Here is a 19198-nt window from a genome sequence, read left to right as displayed (position 1 = left end):
TGGTGGTTCCGTCAGAGGCTCAGCGGTGCTTCGTAGGCTTTGACGGCAAACCCGTACACCGTGGCCGGCTGCAGTCGGACTTTGGTGGCTGGGCCGCCGGTGGCCGGCACACTCAGGTTTTCGCCCGGTAACACATAGTTGCGCGGCAGCATGGCCCTGCCGTCGCCGGGCAGCAGGCGCAGGTCCTGGGCCATACGCACCACGTAGGGGGTGTCGTTGCGCACGTGCAATCGGCCGTCGCGCAGGGTCCAGGTCAGCTCGGTCCAGGGCGTGCGGTGGAGCGGCAGGCCCTTGGGATGCACGATCACCGGCAGATTCTGGCGCACGGTCACACCCACCCGGGCATGCCCGGCAGCCGGTGCGGCACGGCCCTGGGGCATGCCTTCAAACACCACGCGCTTGAGGCGCTGGGTGCGCAGCGGTGTCTTGTTTTGCAGGATGAAGCGCACCAATTGCGATTTGGACGCCTCCACCCGGGCCAAGGGCGGCGTCACCACCAGCAAGGGTTCTTTGTCTTCGGGGATGTCCTGCAGGGTGACGTGCAGCAGCGCGAGTTGACTGTCGGTATTGGTCACCGACACAGCGGTTTCGCCGTCGGCTTCGTGAACGATCACCACGGAGGTGTCGGGCACCATCCCGTCGGCTTTGACTTGATTGCCGAGCATGAGCAGCAAGGCAATAAGACCGACAGCGGTCGTTGAAAATGTCGTGGTCATGACAGCGGGTTCCGTTGGGGCAACATAAAGGGGCGAGCGTCAGAGGTAGCGCAGATCCAGGACGATGGAACCATCGAGCGGCACCTCCTGATCCAGGGTCAGGTAGCGCGCGGCATTGATGGCGGTGTCCACCCACAGTTGGGTGAACAGTTGGCTGATGAAATCCGGTTGGCGCGCACCCGCCTCAGCAAAGCCCATATAGGCTTGTGGAGGTGCCTCGGCCTGGGGGGCCCAGGTTTCGCCGTTGTCGCGGGAGGCCAGCACCTGCATCGGCCGTAAATCACCGAGGGTGGCGCGGTAGGTCAGGGTCACGGCACCGAGGGCCTGGTCCGGGGCATGCGGGTTGACGCCCAGGCCGAATGTATCGGGAGCCGGCGAAGAGCCCTGGCGGTTGTCGATACCGACCAGCGCGAACAGCATCGGCCTTGCACAGTTCACCGTGAGGTCCAGCTTCTGGCTGGGCAACACCGTGGGTTCGTGGGTATTGAGCCGGTAGGTGGGGATTTCTCCATGCTCAATGGTGCCCTGATCAGACAGCTCGATATGGCAGGCATCCGGGGTCAATCGACCGGTCACCGTGAGGTCGACATGGGAAACCGCATTGGCCTGGGTGGTGACGGCCACAGACAGCAGCACTGCAACGACATGGGTGCGTGTATTCATCGGTCAGTCACTGGCACAGGTGGGCGCCGCCCATGCCTGCACGAGTCCGGGGCATGGGCGGGCATGGTTACAGGTACTTCACTTCAAGGGTGGCGGAGCCGTCGATGGTCACTTCATTGCTCAGATCCAGGCCGTCGGTGCGGGCGATGCTAGTGAACACCTGCAGGTCCAGCTCCAGTTTCTCGACCGGCAGGGGCTGGGTGTCGTCATCCATCGAGGCCACCGACATGTACAGGGCAGGTTCCCAGTTCTTTTCGCGGTACCAGGTGTTGCCCTGGTTGCCGGAGGCAATCGGTTGCACCACGACGCCGTCATTGGCCACCGGGTTGAGCAGTTGCAGGGAGTACCAGCCAAGTTTCTGGTTGCCATTGATGAAACCCAGGCCGTAGACCTCAGGCATCAATGACGAGGCGGCGCGGTTGTCGATCGAATGCAGGGCAAACAGGATCGGCGCGTCGCAGTCGACCGTCATATTGAGCACGTGGCTGCCGATTTGCGTCGGGTTATCCGGTCGCAGATCTTTGGCGGAGATCTTGCCGTGGTCGATCACGCCACCCCTGGACAGTCCGGGGGTGCAGGCCGCAGGAATGATCTTGCCTTTGACGACCAGGTCGACGGTGGAGGCGGCGAAGGTGGCGGTGGAGCCGAGCAGCAGAGCGCTGGTGGCCAGGGTGGTCAGCAGGGTTTTCATCGGGATAAGTTCCTTTTAAGTGGGTCTGTTCAAGCCGTCAGAGGTAATTGACTTGCACGGTGACGTTGCCATCCAGAGGGACTTCGTCAGTTAGCGTCAGGCTGTCGGCGGGGGCGATGTGGGTGAATAGCGAAAGCGTTGCCTTCAGCTCCCGCACGGCAATGGGCGCCAGCTCGCCGTCGGTGGCGACAGCCGTCAACACCTGGGGGCTGACAAGCGAGGCGCGCTGCCAGGTCACGCCGCCGTCCGTTGAGATAATGGGGCGTCTGCTCACGTCATCGGCGACCAGTTGGTAGATACCAAATCCGGCCCCCCCCAGTTTTTCACCGTTGGGTGTCATGCCCAGGCCGTGATAGCCCTCGTTGTGGGCAGAGGAGCCAGAGCGGTTATCAATGGTGTTGAAAGTGAAAAAGGTCGGTCCCTCGCACAGCACTTGAAAATCCAGGGTTTCCCGGGGGAGGGTGGTGTACGCGTCGGTATTGAGTTGCTTGACCGACATTTTTCCAAAATCGATCAGCCCCTCACCGGAGATCATCGGTTCGCAGGCGCTGGGGGTGATCGCCCCCTTGACGACCAGCTCTGTGTCACTGGCGGCCAACGATACCGACGATGTGGCGAACAACAGTGCAACCAGAGGTATTGCGCTGGAGAGTTTCATCCAATGGACCTTCCTTGTGAGTGAAACGGGGGCTACAGGTACACCACTTCCAGGGTGCCCGAGCCGTCGATGGCGACCTCTTCGCTCAGGTCAAATCTATCGGCGCGGGCGATGGTGGTACCGACCTCAATGTCCATCTCCAACACTTTGGATGGCAGCGGGGTGGACGCGTCGTCCATGGCGCCCGCGCCCCACAGCGTCCACAGTTCCCATCCCCACTCGGCATACCAGGTCTTGCCGCCGTCCATTGATGCGATTGGCTGCACGCCGATGCCGTCGGCAAGCATGTTCTTGGGCGTCAGATTGAAGCTGCCGAGCTTTTTGTCGCCGTTGACAAATCCCAGGCCGAAGTTGAAGGGAGAGGTGGAGGTACCGCTGCGGTTGTCGATGGGCTTGATCGCGAAAAACGTGCTGGCCTCGCAAGTGATCGACAGTTTCACGGTGGCTACGGGCAGGGGCGTGGGGTTGTTCTGCACCAGGTCTTTGGCGGCGATTTTTCCGTGTTCGATAATGTTGCTGCCAGCGAATGCGGGCGTACAGGCGCTAGGGGTGATCTTCCCCCTGACGGCCAGTTCGACGGAGCTGGCTGCAAATACCGACGGTGTGAACAGCAACGCAACCATGAGGCGAGAGGTAAAAGTGTTCACGGTCACAGGGCCTGATTCGCGGGTGTCGAAAGGACGTTGGGGGTGGCGCTCATCCGGTGTCGGGAGGTGTTCATTTCAATTGTCCACTGCAAGGCTGATCGATAAAAAAGATGCACGGCAAGGCCTGGCCTTCAATGGGCGGGCGGTTTGCAGAGCATGGTTTATTGGTGGCTGGCACGAAGGGTGGCGAGCCGTCCCTCTCTGGGGTGGGGCGCAATTTAGCGAGGGCGGGGCAGGGGGCAAATACAACAAATACGACAATGGGCCGTCTTGCGGGAAGTCTGTAAGAATAGGTTTTCAGTGCTGTAGGAAAGTTGTTTTTCGTAGTTGTTGTATCGGCGTAGGAACATCCGAAAGGCTATATTTTTGCGGCGATGATAGTTACATACGTTCTTTTCTCGGTGCTGCACCGTGTCGTCTTGCCTATTACGCCAGCGCTGCCGGAGGTTGTGATCTCAGGGGGCTGCCTGTCTCCAGTCCGATAGCGCGCAAGGGGTGTACATGGGCTCTCTGGTCCGTTCAACCGCCGGGGAGGGCCGAACGTCGGAGCCTCCCCCAGCCGCGCATCTGAACGTTTTGGTCGTGGACGACCACTCCGCTCATCGCGCGCTGTTGGGCTACTTTCTACAAAAGCTGGGCGTCGGGCATGAAGCCGTGGGCGATGGCTGCCAGGGGCTGTTGGCGGTTCTCAACCGGCCTTTCGACCTGATTATCAGCGACTGCCAAATGCCGCAGATGGATGGCTACCGCATGGCCCGCGCCATTCGCCAGCATGAGCAGCGCAAGGGGCTCAAGCGCGTGCCGATCATTGCCTTGACTGCCAATCTGCAAAATGACGACCCGCAACGGTGCCGCGACGCCGGCATGGACGCCTGGCTGCTCAAGCCGCTGGCGCTGGAGCAACTGCACGCGGTGTTGGTGCGCTGGTTGCCGGGTACTTCGCCGGCGTGGGGCGGGCTCTGGGCCGGAGGATGGCCGACGCGTGCGCACCTAGTGCAAACCTTCGGCAATGAGCAGGTCGTCGAACAAATGCTCCCCAGCCTGCTGGACGAGGCCTGGGAAGACTTTGCGATCCTCGATCAAGCCTGTTGCACCCTGAACGCTGGATTGACCGCGCAGCGGTTGCATCGCCTGGTAGGCAGTCTGGCGTTTTTGGGCGGGACGGACCTTGAGTTCAGAGGGGTGAAGCTGATTGAGCAAGTTCATGCCGATGGCGTATTGGTGCACGCTCCAGCGTTGCAGGCATTCCGGATGGATTTGCGGCGGTGTCTTGAGTCTTTGCGCAGTTTGTAAGGGCGATGGCGGCAACTTGTGTCGATACGTATTTGGCAACCTGGCTGTCTGGTTTTTGGCTGTAGGGATTTTCCTTTTGTTATGTAGGGAAAAAATTTGTAACTACAAAACACGGGACGCCGCCCTGGGGGGCTCATTCTGGACGGTTGTTGAGGATCGCCAGCGGGGTTATTTTGCGCGGATTCAAGTAGCCATCATCCGTGGGTATCTATGCTTCGAGTAATTATTGCTGACGATCATCCCATTGTCCGTATCGGGCAGAGAGTGGTGATCGAGGCGAACGGTCGCTGCAAAGTGGTGGGGGAGGCCGACGGCCCCGACGCGCTGCTCAGGCTGTTGAGTACTACGCCGTGCGATGTTCTGGTCACCGACTTCGCCATGCCTGGAGGGCAGCAGGCTGACGGCTATGGCTTGTTGAGCCTGCTGGCCCGTCAGTATCCGGAGTTGCCGGTCATCCTGGTAACCATGTTCGCCAATGTCGCCACCCTGCGTGCCTCCCTCGCCCATGGCGCCCGCGCCATCGTGGCCAAGAGCGCGTCGGCCAGGGAGTTGCCGCAGGCCATCAACGCCGTGATCGGCGGCCAGACCTTTGCCAGCGAGTGCCTGCGGGTGCAATTGGTGGAAGCCGGGACGGGGGATCAGTCACAACTGCCGCAGTTGTCGGGCAAAGAGCGGGAAGTGGTGCGGATGCTGGCCAGCGGCTTGACCGTCAGCCAGATCGCCGCACGGGTCAATCGCAGTATTTCCACGATCAGCAAGCAGAAAAGTACCGCGATGCAACGCCTGTGCATTTCCACCGATGTGGATTTGTTTGCCTATGCGCGTAACTGCGGGATGGTGCCTTAGGTGGATGTTGGCAAGCCTGCTGTTGTGGTTAAACGGACTTTTTGTGGCGAGGGGGCTTGTCCCCCGCTGGGCTGCGCAGCAGCCCCAAACCCAAACCCAAACCCAAACCCAAACCCACCGAGGTTCTTCAGGCAAACCGAGCTGGCTGGTTTTGGGCCTGCTGCGCAGCCCAGCGCGGGGCAAGCCCGCTCGCCACAACAAGCCCGCTCGCCACGGCCCGCTCGACACGGGTACAGTGCTTGGCTTGACTACCTCTCTTTTGGAAGCTGCCCATGAGTGATGCCCACAACGCCCTGATTGCCGAGTTCTACAGCGCCTTTGAACGTCTGGATGCTGAAGCCATGAGCGCTTGCTACACCGACGACGTGCTGTTCAGCGATCCTGCATTTGGTGAACTGCGTGGACGCGATGCCGGCGATATGTGGCGCATGCTCACCACCCGGGCCAAGGACTTTTCCCTGACCTTTGACCAAGTGCGCAGCGACGACACCACCGGCAGCGCCCATTGGGTGGCGACATACCTGTTCAGCCAGACCGGCAACACCGTGGTCAACGATATCCAGGCACGCTTCGTGTTCCGTGAAGGCAAGATCTGCGAGCACCACGATCACTTTGACCTGTGGCGCTGGTCGCGCCAGGCACTCGGTACCAAGGGCCTGTTGTTGGGCTGGACGCCACTGGTACGCAACGCCGTGCGGGCGCAGGCATTGAAAGGCTTGAAAGCGTTCCAGGCCGGTCGTTGATAAGATTGACGCTCTTTTCGCTGGTCAATACTTCGTGAACAGTTCGCCTGAACCCGCCGTACCGAAACCCTGGTTTGTCTACCTGGTCCGTGCCGCCAATGGCTCACTCTATTGCGGGATCAGCAATGATCCAGTGCGCCGCTTTGCGACCCATCAAAGCGGCAAAGGCGCGCGGTTCTTTCTTTCCAGCCCGGCGGTGGCGCTGGTGTACACCGAGGCCTGCGCAAGCAAGGGCGAGGCCTTGCGCCAGGAACGCTTGATAAAAAAGCTCAAGAAAAGCGCCAAGGAGTGTCTGGCGCGGGCTTATCAATCTGACTGATCGGTTCCCATCAGGCCAATGGGTAGGCCCCTGGGTTTTTGCACGATAAGCTGGCGGTTCCTTCATCTGGCGGAGTCCGGCATGTCTGAGTTGATCCTGCACCACTACCCCCAATCCCCCTTCGCGGAAAAAGCCCGCCTGCTCCTGGGCTTCAAAGGGCTGTCCTGGCAATCGGTGACCATTCCTCCGGTGATGCCCAAGCCCGACCTGACGGCCCTGACCGGCGGCTACCGCAAAACACCGGTGCTGCAGGTCGGTGCGGATATTTATTGTGACACTGCGCTGATCGCACGCCGCCTGGAACAGGAAAAGGCCACGCCTGCGCTGTTTCCCGAAGGTCAGGAACTGGTCAGCCAGAGCTTTGCGGCCTGGGCCGATTCGGTGGTGTTTTCCCACGCCGTGGCTCTGGTGTTCCAACCCGAATCCCTGGCGGTGAAATTTGCCAAGGTGCCGCCGCATTTGCTGCAGGTGCTGGTTGCCGACCGCAGCAAGATGTTTGGCGATGGCAGCGCCAGCCGTGTGCAACTGGACGTGGCCCGGCACCAGTGGCCGGCCATCATTGCGCGGCTGGAGCAACAGTTGCAGCGCCAGTCGGGGGATTTCCTGTTTGGCGAACCGTCGATTGCCGACTTCTCCATGGCCCATCCGCTGTGGTTCCTCAAGGGCTCGTCGGTGACGTCGCCGCTGGTGGATAACTATCCGGTTGTCGGCGCCTGGCTTGCTCGGGTGCTGGGCTTTGGGCATGGCACCGCCAGCGAGATGAGTGCCAGCCAGGCACTGGAAATCGCCCGCGATAGCGCGCCTGCGGCGTTGCCGGACGAGGTGTTTGAAGACCCCAACGGGTTCAAGGTGGGCCAGCAAGTGACCATTGCCGCGACAGACTACGGTGTGGACCCGGTGGCGGGCGAGTTGCTGTTTGCCGGTCGTGAAGAATTGATCCTGCGCCGCGAAGACGAGCGCGGCGGCACCGTACATGTGCACTTCCCGCGCCTGGGGTTCGGTATCCAGCAGCTGTAGGTTGGATGTTCAGTGGTGTGGGTTAGGTGTATCTGTGGTGCAGGTTGGATGTTTCAGTGGCGAGGGGGCTTGTCCCCCGTTGGGCTGCGCAGCAGCCCCAGTAAGACCGCCGCTTTTTATCAGGCAGACCGCAGCGCCTGGGTTTAGGGCCGCTGCGCAGCCCAACGGGGGACAAGCCCCCTCGCCACAGTTATTTGAGGGCAGACAGGATCGCGTCCGGGTTGTAGTCGCGAATCAGCGTGCCGTTCACATCCACAAACGGAATCCCGCCGCCGCCCAGCGCCTGATAGGCCTTGCGGCCTTCAGGATCCTTGTCGATATCGACGCTCTTGTAGGGAATGCCCTTCTGATCCAGGAATCGCTGGATCTGCTTGCAGTAGCCACACCAGTCGGTGGCATAAAGCACCACCCGCGCAGACGCCCGGGTTTGCTCCGGGACCACCTGCGAGGGGTTGAACAGCCGCTCGATCTTGCCCCAGTTCTGGATCGCCACCACCACCAGCAATACCAGCAGGACTTTCTTCAGAACCCCGCCAAGCATCAGTTACGACGCTTGAGCTGGTCGGTGAGCTGGGTCGGCAGCCCCTTGATGATCAAGGTGCCGGCGGCTTCGTCATACTCGATCTTGTCGCCCAGCAAGTGCGCTTCAAAGCTGATCGACAGCCCTTCGGCGCGCCCGGTGAAGCGGCGGAACTGGTTGAGGGTGCGTTTATCCGCCGGGATTTCCGGGGACAGGCCGTAATCCTTGTTGCGGATATGGTCGTAGAACGCTTTTGGCCGATCTTCATCGATCAGCCCCGACAGTTCTTCCAGGCCCATGGGTTCGCCGAGCTTGGCCTGACTGCTGGCGTAGTCCACCAGGGTCTTGGTTTTCTCGCGGGCGGACTCGTCTGGCAGGTCTTCGCTCTCGACGAAGTCGCTGAAGGCCTTGAGCAGGGTGCGGGTCTCACCTGGCCCATCGACGCCTTCCTGGCAGCCGATAAAGTCGCGGAAGTACTCCGAGACCTTCTTGCCGTTCTTGCCCTTGATAAATGAGATGTACTGCTTGGACTGCTTGTTGTTCTGCCATTCGGACACGTTGATGCGTGCTGCCAGGTGCAGCTGGCCCAGGTCCAGGTGGCGCGACGGCGTCACGTCCAACTCGTCGGTCACTGCCACGCCTTCGCTGTGGTGCAGCAGGGCGATGGCCAGGTAGTCGGTCATGCCTTGTTGATAGTGGGCAAACAGCACGTGACCGCCGACGGAGAGGTTGGACTCTTCCATCAGCTTTTGCAGGTGTTCCACGGCAATCCGACTGAAGGCGGTGAAATCCTTGCCGCCATCGAAGTATTCCTTCAACCAGCCGCTGAACGGGTGCGCGCCGGACTCGGCGTGGAAGAAACCCCAGGCCTTGCCTTGTTTGGCGTTATAGCTCTCGTTGAGGTCGGCGAGCATGTTCTCGATGGCAGCGGACTCGGCCAATTCAGAGTCGCGGGCATGGAGAACTGCGGGCGTGCCGTCGGGTTTTTTGTCGATCAGGTGGACGATGCAATGACGGATCGGCATGGGCTTCTCGGCTGGTTGAGCGGGAGCGGTTGGCCTCCCGGAAAAAGTCGCCAGTGTACCGCACCCGTTGGTCGCGGCGTCGTTTGAAGCGGTTTCGGGAGGCCTCTGACGGCCCATATGCCTTTTTTTCACGGTTTAGAGCGATAAAGCTGACCAAATGGGTAGGTAGAAGCGGATATTTCCCCGTCTCTGTGCTAGTTTTGCCCCGTCTTACGCGATGTCTCGGCGTTAAGCGTGCATTCAGCATTTGTCAGGTCGAACCAAACCCCGTTTCAAGCATCTATAACCCCGATCTCTCGCGGTTATGGCCAGGGGTGCCAGGCCATGACGGTCGGGCTCGATGGCTGACACTGCACTCTGCAATCCAAATGAATTTGATAGGGAAGGAACACCACAATGGCTATTACTAAAGACCAACTGATCGCTGACCTGGCTGAAGCAGTAGACGCACCGAAAACTACCGTGCGCGCTCTGCTGGACCAACTGAGCCAAGTTGTTGCTGACCAGCTGGAAAACGGTGGCGAAATCACTCTGCCAGGTGTTGGCAAACTGAAAGTGACCGAGCGTCCAGCCCGTACCGGCCGTAACCCTTCGACTGGCGCTGCCATCGAAATCGCTGCCAAGAAAGTGATCAAGCTGGTTGTGGCCAAAGGCCTGACCGACGCGATCAACAAGTAAGACGCAGTAAAAAAAACCGTGCACCGGAGCGATCCGGGCACGGTTTTTTGTTGCCTGCATTTCCTGTTTTATCTGTAGGAGCGAGCTTGTCTCCGGGCGGCGTTCCGACGAAGAACCTGAGAACGACGCGTTCATCCAGAATGGACACGTGTGCGTTGGCGTTTTTCGCGAGCGAGCTCGCTCCTACAAGAGCGGGGTCAGCGCACCCAGCGCTGGCGCCAGATCTGCTGCTCGTTCTTGGTCTGGAAGGTCCAGGCCACAAAACGGCTTTGTTTCTGGCCCTGGGACATCTCCACTACCTGGCTTTCCAGGACACCGGCTTTTTTCAGGGCGGTCTCGATGGCAGGCAGGTTGGAGGCTTTTGACACCAGGGTGCTGAACCACAGCACTTTATGGGCGAAATGCGCGCTTTCGGCGATCAATTGCGTGACAAACCGCGCTTCACCGCCTTCACACCACAGCTCTGCCGACTGGCCGCCGAAGTTCAGCACTGGCAACTTGCGCTTGGGGTCAGCCTTGCCCAGGGCGCGCCATTTACGCTCGCTGCCTTTGGTCGCTTCGTCCATGGAGGCATGGAAGGGCGGGTTGCACATGGTCAGGTCAAACCGCTCACCCGGCTCCAGCAGCCCCAGCAGAATATGCTTGGGATTGGTTTGCTGGCGCAGTTGGATGACCTTGCTCAGGTCATTGGACTGCACGATGGCCTTGGCGGCGGCGACGGCTGTCGGGTCAATCTCGGAGCCGAGGAAGTTCCAGCGGTAGTCCATGTAGCCGATCAGCGGGTAGACGCAGTTGGCGCCCATGCCGATGTCCAGCACCTTGACGATTGAGCCACGGGGAATCTTGCCGTCGTTGACGCTGGCCAGCAGGTCGGCGAGGAAGTGTACGTAGTCGGCACGCCCTGGCACCGGTGGGCACAGGTAGTCAGCCGGGATATCCCAGTGCTGCACACCATAAAACGCCTTGAGCAGCGCCCGGTTGAACACCCGCACCGCGTCCGGGTTGGCGAAGTCGATGCTTTCCTTGCCGTAGGGGTTGAGGATCACAAACTGGGCCAGTTCTGGCGTGGTCTTGATCAGCGCGGGGAAGTCGTAGCGGCCCTGGTGGCGGTTGCGCGGGTGCAGGGTCGCTTCCTTGCGCGGCACGACGGGCTTGGCCGTGGCTGCGGTTTTAGGCTTCTTGCGCGGAGGTTTTGGCGTGCTGGGGGCGGTCATGGGCTACGTCGATTCTGGGGTTGCTTCAAAAGTGGTGGGTATTGTCACACATTCCGAAGTTGATCTCGGTTAAATGTGGGAGCGGGCTTGCTCGCGAATGCAGTGTGTCAGTTATTGGGTATGTGTCTGATATACCGCATTCGCGAGCAAGCCCGCTCCCACATTGATTGGGTTTTCAACACCCAAAAAAAGAGACCCGAAGGTCTCTTTTTTAACGCAGGCCGGCCCTTACAGGCTGGAAATCCGCGCATGTTGCTCCGCCAGCTTGCCCAACGCCTGTTCGGCTTCGGCCAGCTTGGCGCGTTCCTTGTCGATGACTTCGGCCGGGGCCTTGTCCACGAAGGCAGCGTTGGACAGCTTGCCGCCCACGCGCTGTACTTCGCCTTGCAGACGCAGGATTTCCTTGTCCAGACGCGCCAGTTCGGCACCTTTGTCGATCAGGCCGGCCATCGGCACCAGCACTTCCATCTCGCCGACCAGTGCGGTAGCGGACAGCGGTGCTTCGGCGCCAGCCGCCAATACGGTGATCGACTCCAGCTTGGCCAGCTTCTTGAGCAGGGCGTCGTTCTCGGTGAGACGGCGCTGGTCCTCGGCGCTGGCGTTCTTCACGAACACCGCCAATGGCTTGCCCGGGCCGATGTTCATCTCGGCGCGGATGTTGCGCGTGCCAAGCATCAGGGCCTTGAGCCATTCGATATCGCTTTCGGCGGCCTCGTCGATGCGTGCTTCATTGGCTACTGGCCAAGGTTGCAGCATGATGGTCTTGCCTTCGATACCGGCCAGCGGCGCGAGGCGCTGCCAGATTTCTTCGGTGATGAACGGCATGAACGGATGCGCCAGGCGCAGCGCCACTTCCAGCACGCGTACCAAGGTACGGCGGGTGCCGCGCTGGCGCTCGATCGGCGCGTTCTCGTCCCACAGCACCGGCTTGGACAGTTCCAGGTACCAGTCGCAATACTGGTTCCAGATGAACTCGTACAGCGCCTGGGCGGCCAGGTCGAAACGGAACTGGTCGAGTTGGCGGGTCACTTCGGCTTCGGTGCGCTGCAACTGCGAGATGATCCAGCGATCAGCCAGGCTCAGTTCATAGGCTTCGCCGTTCTGGCCGCAGTCTTCGCCCTTGTCCAGCACGTAGCGCGCTGCGTTCCAGATCTTGTTGCAGAAGTTGCGATAGCCTTCGACGCGGCCCATGTCGAACTTGATGTCACGACCGGTGGACGCCAGCGAGCAGAAAGTGAAGCGCAGGGCGTCGGTGCCGTAGCTGGCGATGCCGTCGGCGAACTCGTCGCGGGTTTGCTTCTCGATCTTTTTCGCCAGTTTCGGCTGCATCAGGCCCGAGGTGCGTTTCTGCACCAGGGTTTCCAGGTCGATGCCGTCGATGATGTCCAGCGGGTCAAGGACGTTGCCCTTGGACTTGGACATCTTCTGGCCCTGGCCATCACGCACCAGGCCGTGCACGTACACGGTCTTGAACGGTACCTGCGGGGTGCCGTCCTCGTTCTTCACCAAATGCATGGTGAGCATGATCATCCGGGCAACCCAGAAGAAAATGATATCGAAGCCGGTGACCAGCACGTCGGTGGAGTGGAATTTCTTCAGGAACTCGGTCTGCTGTGGCCAGCCCAGGGTCGAGAAGGTCCACAGGCCTGAGCTGAACCAGGTGTCCAGTACGTCGTTGTCCTGTTGCAGCGCCACGTCCGGGCCGAGGTTGTGCTTGGCCCGCACTTCGGCTTCATCGCGGCCGACATAGACCTTGCCTGACTCGTCGTACCAGGCCGGAATCCGGTGGCCCCACCACAGTTGACGGCTGATGCACCAATCCTGGATGTCACGCATCCACGAGAAGTACATGTTTTCGTACTGCTTGGGGACGAACTGGATACGGCCATCTTCCACGGCAGCAATCGCAGGTTCTGCCAGCGGCTTGGTGGACACGTACCACTGGTCGGTCAGCCACGGCTCGATCACCGTGCCGGAACGGTCGCCTTTCGGTACTTTCAGGGCGTGGTCATCTACGCTGACCAACAAGCCGGCGGCATCGAAGGCGGCAACAATCTGCTTGCGCGCTTCGAAACGGTCGAGACCGGCGAACTGGGCCGGGATCTTGCCGTCGATGCTGTCGTTCAGCGTGCCGTCGAGGTTGAACACCTGGCAGGCCGGCAGAATGGCGGCGTTCTTGTCGAAGATGTTCAGCAGCGGCAGGTTGTGGCGCTTGCCGACTTCATAGTCGTTGAAATCGTGGGCCGGAGTGATTTTCACGCAACCGGTGCCGAACTCAGGGTCGCAGTAATCATCGGCGATGATCGGGATGCGCCGGCCAACCAGTGGCAGTTCGACGAATTTGCCGATCAGGGCCTTGTAGCGTTCGTCTTCCGGGTTAACGGCCACGGCGGAGTCACCGAGCATGGTTTCCGGCCGGGTGGTGGCGACGATCAGGTAGTCGTTGCCTTCGGCGGTCTTGGCGCCGTCGGCCAGCGGGTACTTGAGGTTCCACAGGAAACCTTTCTCGTCGTGGTTTTCCACTTCAAGGTCGGAAATCGCCGTGTGCAGCTTGGTGTCCCAGTTGACCAGGCGCTTGCCGCGGTAGATCAGGCCATCTTCATGCAGGCGTACGAAGGCTTCCTTGACCGCTTCCGACAGGCCATCGTCCATGGTGAAGCGCTCGCGGCTCCAGTCTACGGACGAGCCGAGGCGACGGATCTGACGGCTGATATTGCCGCCGGACTGGTCCTTCCACTCCCAGATCTTCTCCAGGAATTTCTCGCGGCCCAGGTCGTGACGGCTCTGGCCGGTGGCTTCCAGTTGGCGTTCCACCAGCATCTGGGTGGCGATACCGGCATGGTCGGTGCCCGGCTGCCACAGGGTGTTGCGACCCTGCATGCGGCGGAAACGGATCAGGGCGTCCATGATCGCGTTGTTGAAACCGTGACCCATGTGCAGGCTGCCGGTGACGTTCGGCGGCGGGATCATGATCGTGTAGGACTCGCCCGCACCTTGCGGAGCGAAATAGTTCTCGGACTCCCAGGTTTGGTACCAGGAAGTTTCAATAGCGTGCGGCTGGTAGGTCTTATCCATGCGCGGCGGGACCCTAGTTGGCATTTATTCAGGAAAGCCGGCAAGTATAACGAGGGATAGGGGAGAGGGCGAGACGAAGAGAGGGGCTAAGGCTGGCGCGGGTCAAATGTGGGAGCGGGCTTGCCCGCTCCTACAGGGGATATCTATGTGGCTTAGGACTGGTACTGGCTAAGCAACCGCTCCATGCGCGCATCCATCCGGCGCTTGATCTCGGTTTCGATATGCGGGGCGAAGTCGTCGATCACGTCCTGCATGATCAATTGCGCAGCGGCGCGCAGTTCGTTGTCCAGGTGCAGCAGCAGGGCATCGGGGGCTTTTTCGGCGGCGGGCTCTGCCTGGACGACGGGCGGCTCGACAGGCTCGGCTGCGGCGGGCTTGGCGCCGACCATATCGAACAGCAGGGGGATCTGTACCTCTTCCGCCACGGTATCGGTCAGCAGCGGCGGTTGCAGGTTGTCATCACCGAGCAACTGACGGATCGACTCAAGGTCGTCCAGCAGGTGGTCAGAGGGTTTTAGCGGGTTTGAAGTGTCCATCATGTGCTCAGAGTCGCTGTAATCGGTGATCTTGCAGAGAATAGCCCTGTTCGCGGTAGAAACGGAAACTCTCCCGCGCGGCCTGACGAATAGCCGGGTCTTCCACCACCACTTCTGCCACACGGGCGAAACCCTTGGCAAAGGCTGGCACTTTCAGGTCCAGGTTGACCAACAGGTCATGGTGATCACCACAACTGTCGCCCAAGCCCAGCACCACCAGCCCCTCTGGCTCCGATTCTGCGGGGCCGTGGGGCACGAAGCTCTCACCCTTGAAGCGCCACAGGCGGGCATCGAGGTCGTCGCGCTGGGCGGCATCGCTGCAATGCAGGTAGATACGGTGGCCCATGCGCCAGGCCTTTTCCGTGAGTTTGCAGGCAAAGTCCAGGCGAGCCGAGGGATCGGCGCTGGGCAATATATAGAAGTCGACTTGGGTCATTACATGTCCTGCAGCAGCCTGCACGCTTTACCTGTAGGAGACAAGCTCGCTCCTACAGGGTCAAGCAGGGGCCGTGATGTTTAGGCCTTGGCGCGATCCAGCAGGTACTGGGTCAGCAGCGGAACCGGACGACCGGTAGCGCCCTTGTCCTTGCCGCCGCTGGTCCAGGCGGTGCCGGCGATGTCCAGGTGGGCCCAGTTGAAGTTCTTGGCAAAGCGCGACAGGAAGCAGGCGGCGGTGATGGTGCCGGCCTTTGGCCCGCCAATGTTGGCGATGTCGGCGAATGGGCTGTCCAGTTGTTCCTGGTACTCATCGAACAACGGCAGTTGCCACGCGCGGTCGTCGGCAGCCTTGCCGGCGCTGAGCAGTTGCTCGATCAACTCGTCATTGTTGCCCAGCAGGCCCGAAGTATGGGAGCCCAGGGCGACGATGCAGGCACCGGTCAGGGTCGCGATATCGATCACTGCCTGCGGCTTGAAGCGCTCGGCGTAGGTCAGGGCATCGCACAGCACCAGGCGGCCTTCGGCGTCGGTGTTGAGGATTTCCACGGTCTGGCCGCTCATGGTGGTGACGATGTCGCCTGGGCGCGCAGCACCGCCGCTCGGCATGTTCTCGGCACAGGCCAGGATGCACACCAGGTTGATCGGCAGCTTGAGTTCCAGCACGGCGCGCAGGGTGCCGAAGACACTGGCGGCGCCGCCCATGTCGTACTTCATCTCGTCCATGCCGGCGCCCGGCTTGAGGCTGATGCCGCCGGTGTCGAACGTGATGCCTTTGCCGACCAGGGCGAACGGCTTGTCGGCTTTCTTGCCGCCGTTGTATTGCATGACGATCAGGCGTGGTGGCTGGTCGCTGCCTTGGCCCACGGCATAGAACGAGCCCATGCCCAGTTCCTTGATCTTCTTCTCGTCGAGGACCTCGACTTTCAGGCCCTTGAACTCTTTGCCCAGGGCCTTGGCCTGTTCGCCGAGGTAGGTGGGGTGGCAGATGTTTGGTGGCATATTGCCCAGGTCGCGGGTGAACGCCATGCCGGCCGCAATGGCCTGGGCGTGGGTGACGGCGCGCTGCACTTCGGCCTGGGCAGCCTTGATGGTCAGCAGGGTGACTTTCTTCAGGGCGCGGGGCTCGGCTTTCTGGCTCTTGAACTGATCGAAGGTGTAGCCACCGTCCAGCAGGGTTTCGGCCAGCAGGCGGGTCTTGCCATAGCTGTCGCGGCCCTTGACTACGATTTCGTCCAGCGCCAGTGCCGCATCGCTGCCGCCCAGGCCCTTGAGGGTGCTGAGGATGGCGCTGATGATCTTGCGCAACGGACGGTCGCCCAGTTCCGCGTCCTTGCCCACGCCTACCAGCAATACGCGGTCGGCTTTAAGGTTGGGCAGGCTTTGCAGCAGCAGGCTTTGCCCGACTTTGCCGGCCAGGTCGCCACGCTTGAGTACGGCGCTGATGGCGCCACCGCTCAGCTCATCGACTTGCTTGGCAGCAGCGCCGAGCTTGCGGCCTTCGCCGATGGCGACCACGAGGGTGGCGGTCTTCAACGTTTCGGGGCTAACGCTTTTTACAACCAATTCCATGTTCGGGTCCCTTATATAAGGTCAAAGAGCCTGGAGTCTGTACTCCGGCCTGTAGGCTGGGCCACCTGTGGGTGACCGCGACAAAGCCCGCAGTTTGTACCGCGCCGCCCGAGCCTGACAACCCTTGAAGCCAGCTTTGTGCGCCGGTGTGAGCAAGCTCCGTGACAGGCGCCGACAATCACAGGATAATGCGCCATCTTTTTCGCCGGCCCGTGTCAACGGGGCGACTTGATATGCTTGCTTGTTTGGCCGCCTTAGCCTGACAACCCTGGAGTGTCTGGTTTGATCGTCTTCCGTTATCTGTCCCGCGAAGTCCTGCTGACCCTGAGTGCCGTGAGTGCGGTATTGCTGGTCATCATCATGAGTGGTCGCTTCGTCAAATACCTGGCCCAGGCTGCCTCGGGTGCCCTGGATCCGGGTTCGCTGTTCCTGATCATGGGCTTTCGCCTGCCAGGCTTCCTGCAACTGATCCTGCCCCTTGGCCTGTTTCTCGGGATTCTGCTGGCCTATGGCCGGCTCTACCTTGAAAGCGAGATGACCGTACTGTCGGCCACCGGCATGAGTCAGCAGCGCCTGTTGGCCATGACCATGGTCCCGGCCACCGGCGTGGCGCTGGTGGTGGCCTGGCTGAGCCTGAGCCTGGCCCCCCAGGGCGCCATGCAATTCCAACTGGTGCTCAACAAACAGGACGCCATGACCGAGTTCGACACCCTCGAGCCGGGCCGCTTCCAGGCACTCAACGACGGCACCCGGGTGACCTACACCGAGCGCATGACCGATGATCGGGCCAACCTCGGCGGCGTATTCATCTCCGAGAAACGCCTGGGCCAGGACAAGAAAGACCGTGGCATTTCCGTATTGGTGGCCGATAGCGGGCGCCAGGAAGTGCGTCCGGACGGCAGCCGCTACCTGATCCTGGAAAACGGCTACCGCTACGACGGCAGCCCCGGCCAGGCCGACTACCGTGCCATCAAGTACGAGACCTACGGCGTCATGCTGGCCCGGCCGGATGTGAGCAACGAGGTCACCGACCGCGATGCCATTCCGACCCAGGCCCTGATCGGCAGCAAGGAACTGCGCTCGATTGCCGAGCTGCAATGGCGTATTTCCCTGCCGTTGCTGGTGTTTATCGTCACCTTGATGGCGGTGCCACTGTCCCGGGTCAACCCGCGGCAGGGCCGCTTCCTCAAGTTGCTGCCGGCGATCCTTTTGTACATGGCCTACCTGACCATCCTGATTTCCGCCCGTGGCTCCCTGGAGAAGGGCAAGCTGTCGCCGACCCTGGGGTTGTGGTGGGTCCACGGCATCTTCCTGGTGATTGGCCTGGGCCTGCTCTATTGGGAACCGATTCGTTTGAAAATGCAGAGCCGTCGCGGCATGAAGGAGATGGCTCGTGGGTAAGTTGGATCGCTACATCGGCAGCAGCGTACTGGTCGCCATCCTGGCGGTATTGGGCATCATCCTCGGCTTGGCCTCGTTGTTTGCCTTTATTGATGAAGTGGGCAACGTCACCGATACCTATACGGTCACTGACGTATTGAGCTACGTGGCGTTGACCGCGCCGCGCCGGCTCTACGACATGATGCCGATGGCCGCACTGATCGGTTGCCTGATCGGCCTGGGCAGCCTGGCCAGCAACAGCGAACTGACCATCATGCGCGCGGCCGGGGTGTCCATTGCCCGTATCGTCTGGGCCGTGATGAAACCCATGCTGCTGCTGATGGCTGCCAGCGTGCTGATTGGCGAATATGTGGCGCCACCGGCTGAAACCACGGCCCAGGCCAACCGTGCGCTGGCCCAGGGCTCGGGCGATGCCCAGAGCTCCAAGCGGGGCCTGTGGCACCGCCAGGGTGACGAATTTATCCACATCAACGCGGTGCAACCCGGCGGCCTGCTGGTGGGTGTCACCCGTTATCGCTTTGATGAAGAACGCCACATGCTGTCGTCGAGCTTTGCCAAACGGGCACAGTTCAGTGACAACCAGTGGGTGTTGAGCGATGTCACTACCACCCATTTCCGCAATCCTGGCAAAGGCACCGAGGCCAGTACCGAGGTCATCAATGAGCCGACCCAGGCCTGGGACATTGCCCTAAAGCCGGAACTGCTCAATACCGTGGTGATGATCCCGGAAAGCCTGCCGATCTCCGGTTTGTGGAGCTATATCCACTACCTCAAGGACCAGGGCCTGAACAACGGCCGCTACTGGCTGGCATTTTGGGTCAAGGTGTTGCAGCCGGTGGTGACCGCCGCGCTGGTGCTGATGGCGATTTCGTTTATTTTCGGCCCGTTGCGCTCGGTAACCCTGGGCCAGCGTGTATTTACCGGGGTATTGGTCGGTTTCACCTTCCGCATTGCCCAGGACCTGCTGGGGCCGTCGAGCCTGGTATTCGGCTTCTCGCCGCTGTTTGCGGTGCTGGTGCCGACCGGCATCTGTGCCCTGGCCGGGTTCTGGCTGCTGCGGCGGGCCGGTTGATCCGCGTGTGTTGAACAAAAAATGCCCCGTTCGCAAGAGTGGGGCATTTTTGTTATTGGTCGCCAAAGATGACGTCT

The 19198-nt window shown here is 60.9% G+C and carries 20 protein-coding genes; 8 read left to right on the top strand and 12 right to left on the bottom strand.

The features are described from left to right. Positions 1-11 precede the first annotated feature (11 nt). From HBO09_RS13025 to HBO09_RS13005, 5 genes are all read right to left on the bottom strand, one after another. Complete coding sequence (locus HBO09_RS13025; protein WP_169994487.1) at positions 12-716, bottom strand: fimbria/pilus chaperone family protein; 705 nt, start codon at positions 714-716, stop codon at positions 12-14. A gap of 39 nt (positions 717-755) precedes the next feature. Next, positions 756-1379 carry a DUF1120 domain-containing protein gene (locus HBO09_RS13020; protein ID WP_262381231.1) on the bottom strand — a complete coding sequence of 208 codons (624 nt, stop codon included), beginning with the start codon at positions 1377-1379 and terminating at the stop codon, positions 756-758. Between the two features lie 67 nt (positions 1380-1446). Further along, positions 1447-2070 carry a DUF1120 domain-containing protein gene (locus tag HBO09_RS13015; protein ID WP_169994485.1) on the bottom strand — a complete coding sequence of 208 codons (624 nt, stop codon included), beginning with the start codon at positions 2068-2070 and terminating at the stop codon, positions 1447-1449. A 37-nt stretch (positions 2071-2107) separates the two neighbouring features. Further along, the gene (locus HBO09_RS13010) at positions 2108-2728 is read right to left on the bottom strand and encodes a DUF1120 domain-containing protein (RefSeq protein ID WP_169994483.1); all 621 of its coding nucleotides are present in this window, start codon (positions 2726-2728) and stop codon (positions 2108-2110) included. Between the two features lie 32 nt (positions 2729-2760). Further along, positions 2761-3375 (bottom strand): DUF1120 domain-containing protein, encoded by a 615-nt coding sequence (locus HBO09_RS13005; protein ID WP_346266432.1) that lies wholly within the window; start codon positions 3373-3375, stop codon positions 2761-2763. 582 nt (positions 3376-3957) lie between these two features. Here HBO09_RS13005 and HBO09_RS13000 point away from each other — a divergent pair. From HBO09_RS13000 to HBO09_RS12980, 5 genes are all read left to right on the top strand, one after another. Beyond that, the gene (locus HBO09_RS13000; protein ID WP_346266431.1) at positions 3958-4668 is read left to right on the top strand and encodes a response regulator; all 711 of its coding nucleotides are present in this window, start codon (positions 3958-3960) and stop codon (positions 4666-4668) included. 210 nt (positions 4669-4878) lie between these two features. After that, positions 4879-5514, top strand: a complete 636-nt coding sequence (locus HBO09_RS12995; protein WP_169994479.1) for a response regulator transcription factor — start codon at positions 4879-4881, stop codon at positions 5512-5514. 272 nt (positions 5515-5786) lie between these two features. Further along, complete coding sequence (locus HBO09_RS12990; RefSeq protein WP_169994477.1) at positions 5787-6257, top strand: nuclear transport factor 2 family protein; 471 nt, start codon at positions 5787-5789, stop codon at positions 6255-6257. Between the two features lie 34 nt (positions 6258-6291). Further along, positions 6292-6576, top strand: coding sequence for a GIY-YIG nuclease family protein (locus HBO09_RS12985; RefSeq protein WP_029297505.1), 285 nt, complete (start codon positions 6292-6294; stop codon positions 6574-6576). An 81-nt stretch (positions 6577-6657) separates the two neighbouring features. Continuing rightward, positions 6658-7593 carry a glutathione S-transferase family protein gene (locus HBO09_RS12980; protein WP_169994475.1) on the top strand — a complete coding sequence of 312 codons (936 nt, stop codon included), beginning with the start codon at positions 6658-6660 and terminating at the stop codon, positions 7591-7593. Between the two features lie 190 nt (positions 7594-7783). Here the strand turns inward: HBO09_RS12980 and HBO09_RS12975 are convergent, their stop codons facing one another. Together HBO09_RS12975 and yejK are read right to left on the bottom strand one after the other, a co-directional pair. Further along, positions 7784-8134, bottom strand: coding sequence for a glutaredoxin family protein (locus HBO09_RS12975; RefSeq protein WP_169994473.1), 351 nt, complete (start codon positions 8132-8134; stop codon positions 7784-7786). Continuing rightward, positions 8134-9138, bottom strand: a complete 1005-nt coding sequence (gene yejK, locus HBO09_RS12970; protein ID WP_029297499.1) for a nucleoid-associated protein YejK — start codon at positions 9136-9138, stop codon at positions 8134-8136. The genes HBO09_RS12975 and yejK overlap by 1 nt, the downstream gene beginning before the upstream one ends. Before the next feature lie 396 nt (positions 9139-9534). Between yejK and HBO09_RS12965 the strand changes: the two genes are divergently transcribed. Then, positions 9535-9816, top strand: coding sequence for an HU family DNA-binding protein (locus HBO09_RS12965; protein ID WP_122427998.1), 282 nt, complete (start codon positions 9535-9537; stop codon positions 9814-9816). A 197-nt stretch (positions 9817-10013) separates the two neighbouring features. On the opposite strand, the gene rlmF is transcribed toward HBO09_RS12965, so the two are convergent. The 5 genes from rlmF to HBO09_RS12940 form a co-directional block, all read right to left on the bottom strand. Further along, a complete protein-coding gene (rlmF, locus tag HBO09_RS12960; RefSeq protein ID WP_169994471.1) occupies positions 10014-11030 on the bottom strand; it encodes a 23S rRNA (adenine(1618)-N(6))-methyltransferase RlmF in 1017 nt (338 codons plus the stop codon). Positions 11031-11258: 228 nt separating this feature from the next. Next, the gene (locus HBO09_RS12955) at positions 11259-14105 is read right to left on the bottom strand and encodes a valine--tRNA ligase (RefSeq protein WP_169994468.1); all 2847 of its coding nucleotides are present in this window, start codon (positions 14103-14105) and stop codon (positions 11259-11261) included. A gap of 152 nt (positions 14106-14257) precedes the next feature. Beyond that, the gene (locus HBO09_RS12950) at positions 14258-14641 is read right to left on the bottom strand and encodes a hypothetical protein (protein WP_038443104.1); all 384 of its coding nucleotides are present in this window, start codon (positions 14639-14641) and stop codon (positions 14258-14260) included. A gap of 7 nt (positions 14642-14648) precedes the next feature. Next, a complete protein-coding gene (locus HBO09_RS12945; protein WP_029297488.1) occupies positions 14649-15077 on the bottom strand; it encodes a DNA polymerase III subunit chi in 429 nt (142 codons plus the stop codon). Between the two features lie 80 nt (positions 15078-15157). Beyond that, complete coding sequence (locus HBO09_RS12940; RefSeq protein ID WP_169994466.1) at positions 15158-16648, bottom strand: leucyl aminopeptidase; 1491 nt, start codon at positions 16646-16648, stop codon at positions 15158-15160. Positions 16649-16930: 282 nt separating this feature from the next. On the opposite strand from HBO09_RS12940, the gene lptF reads away from it, so the two are divergent. Together lptF and lptG are read left to right on the top strand one after the other, a co-directional pair. Then, positions 16931-18049 (top strand): LPS export ABC transporter permease LptF, encoded by a 1119-nt coding sequence (gene lptF / locus HBO09_RS12935; protein ID WP_169994464.1) that lies wholly within the window; start codon positions 16931-16933, stop codon positions 18047-18049. Then, positions 18042-19121 (top strand): LPS export ABC transporter permease LptG, encoded by a 1080-nt coding sequence (lptG, locus tag HBO09_RS12930; protein WP_169994463.1) that lies wholly within the window; start codon positions 18042-18044, stop codon positions 19119-19121. The genes lptF and lptG overlap by 8 nt, the downstream gene beginning before the upstream one ends. Positions 19122-19198: the final 77 nt, after the last annotated feature.

The organism is Pseudomonas sp. WS 5027, from assembly GCF_012985695.1.
GTDB classification, from domain to species: domain Bacteria; phylum Pseudomonadota; class Gammaproteobacteria; order Pseudomonadales; family Pseudomonadaceae; genus Aquipseudomonas; species Aquipseudomonas hygromyciniae.
Note: the sequence above shows the minus strand (reverse complement) of the source record. Positions and strands in the feature narration are given on the sequence as shown.

Coding starts and splice junctions, on each gene's coding strand:
- HBO09_RS12990 (WP_169994477.1), top strand. CDS start 5,787: ATGAGTGATGCCCACAACGCCCTGATTGCCGAGTTCTACAGCGCCTTT.
- HBO09_RS13010 (WP_169994483.1), bottom strand. CDS start 2,728: ATGAAACTCTCCAGCGCAATACCTCTGGTTGCACTGTTGTTCGCCACA.
- HBO09_RS13020 (WP_262381231.1), bottom strand. CDS start 1,379: ATGAATACACGCACCCATGTCGTTGCAGTGCTGCTGTCTGTGGCCGTC.
- rlmF (WP_169994471.1), bottom strand. CDS start 11,030: ATGACCGCCCCCAGCACGCCAAAACCTCCGCGCAAGAAGCCTAAAACC.
- HBO09_RS13015 (WP_169994485.1), bottom strand. CDS start 2,070: ATGAAAACCCTGCTGACCACCCTGGCCACCAGCGCTCTGCTGCTCGGC.
- HBO09_RS12975 (WP_169994473.1), bottom strand. CDS start 8,134: ATGCTTGGCGGGGTTCTGAAGAAAGTCCTGCTGGTATTGCTGGTGGTG.
- HBO09_RS12945 (WP_029297488.1), bottom strand. CDS start 15,077: ATGACCCAAGTCGACTTCTATATATTGCCCAGCGCCGATCCCTCGGCT.
- HBO09_RS12955 (WP_169994468.1), bottom strand. CDS start 14,105: ATGGATAAGACCTACCAGCCGCACGCTATTGAAACTTCCTGGTACCAA.
- HBO09_RS12995 (WP_169994479.1), top strand. CDS start 4,879: ATGCTTCGAGTAATTATTGCTGACGATCATCCCATTGTCCGTATCGGG.
- HBO09_RS12940 (WP_169994466.1), bottom strand. CDS start 16,648: ATGGAATTGGTTGTAAAAAGCGTTAGCCCCGAAACGTTGAAGACCGCC.
- HBO09_RS12980 (WP_169994475.1), top strand. CDS start 6,658: ATGTCTGAGTTGATCCTGCACCACTACCCCCAATCCCCCTTCGCGGAA.
- HBO09_RS13025 (WP_169994487.1), bottom strand. CDS start 716: ATGACCACGACATTTTCAACGACCGCTGTCGGTCTTATTGCCTTGCTG.
- HBO09_RS12950 (WP_038443104.1), bottom strand. CDS start 14,641: ATGGACACTTCAAACCCGCTAAAACCCTCTGACCACCTGCTGGACGAC.
- HBO09_RS12965 (WP_122427998.1), top strand. CDS start 9,535: ATGGCTATTACTAAAGACCAACTGATCGCTGACCTGGCTGAAGCAGTA.
- yejK (WP_029297499.1), bottom strand. CDS start 9,138: ATGCCGATCCGTCATTGCATCGTCCACCTGATCGACAAAAAACCCGAC.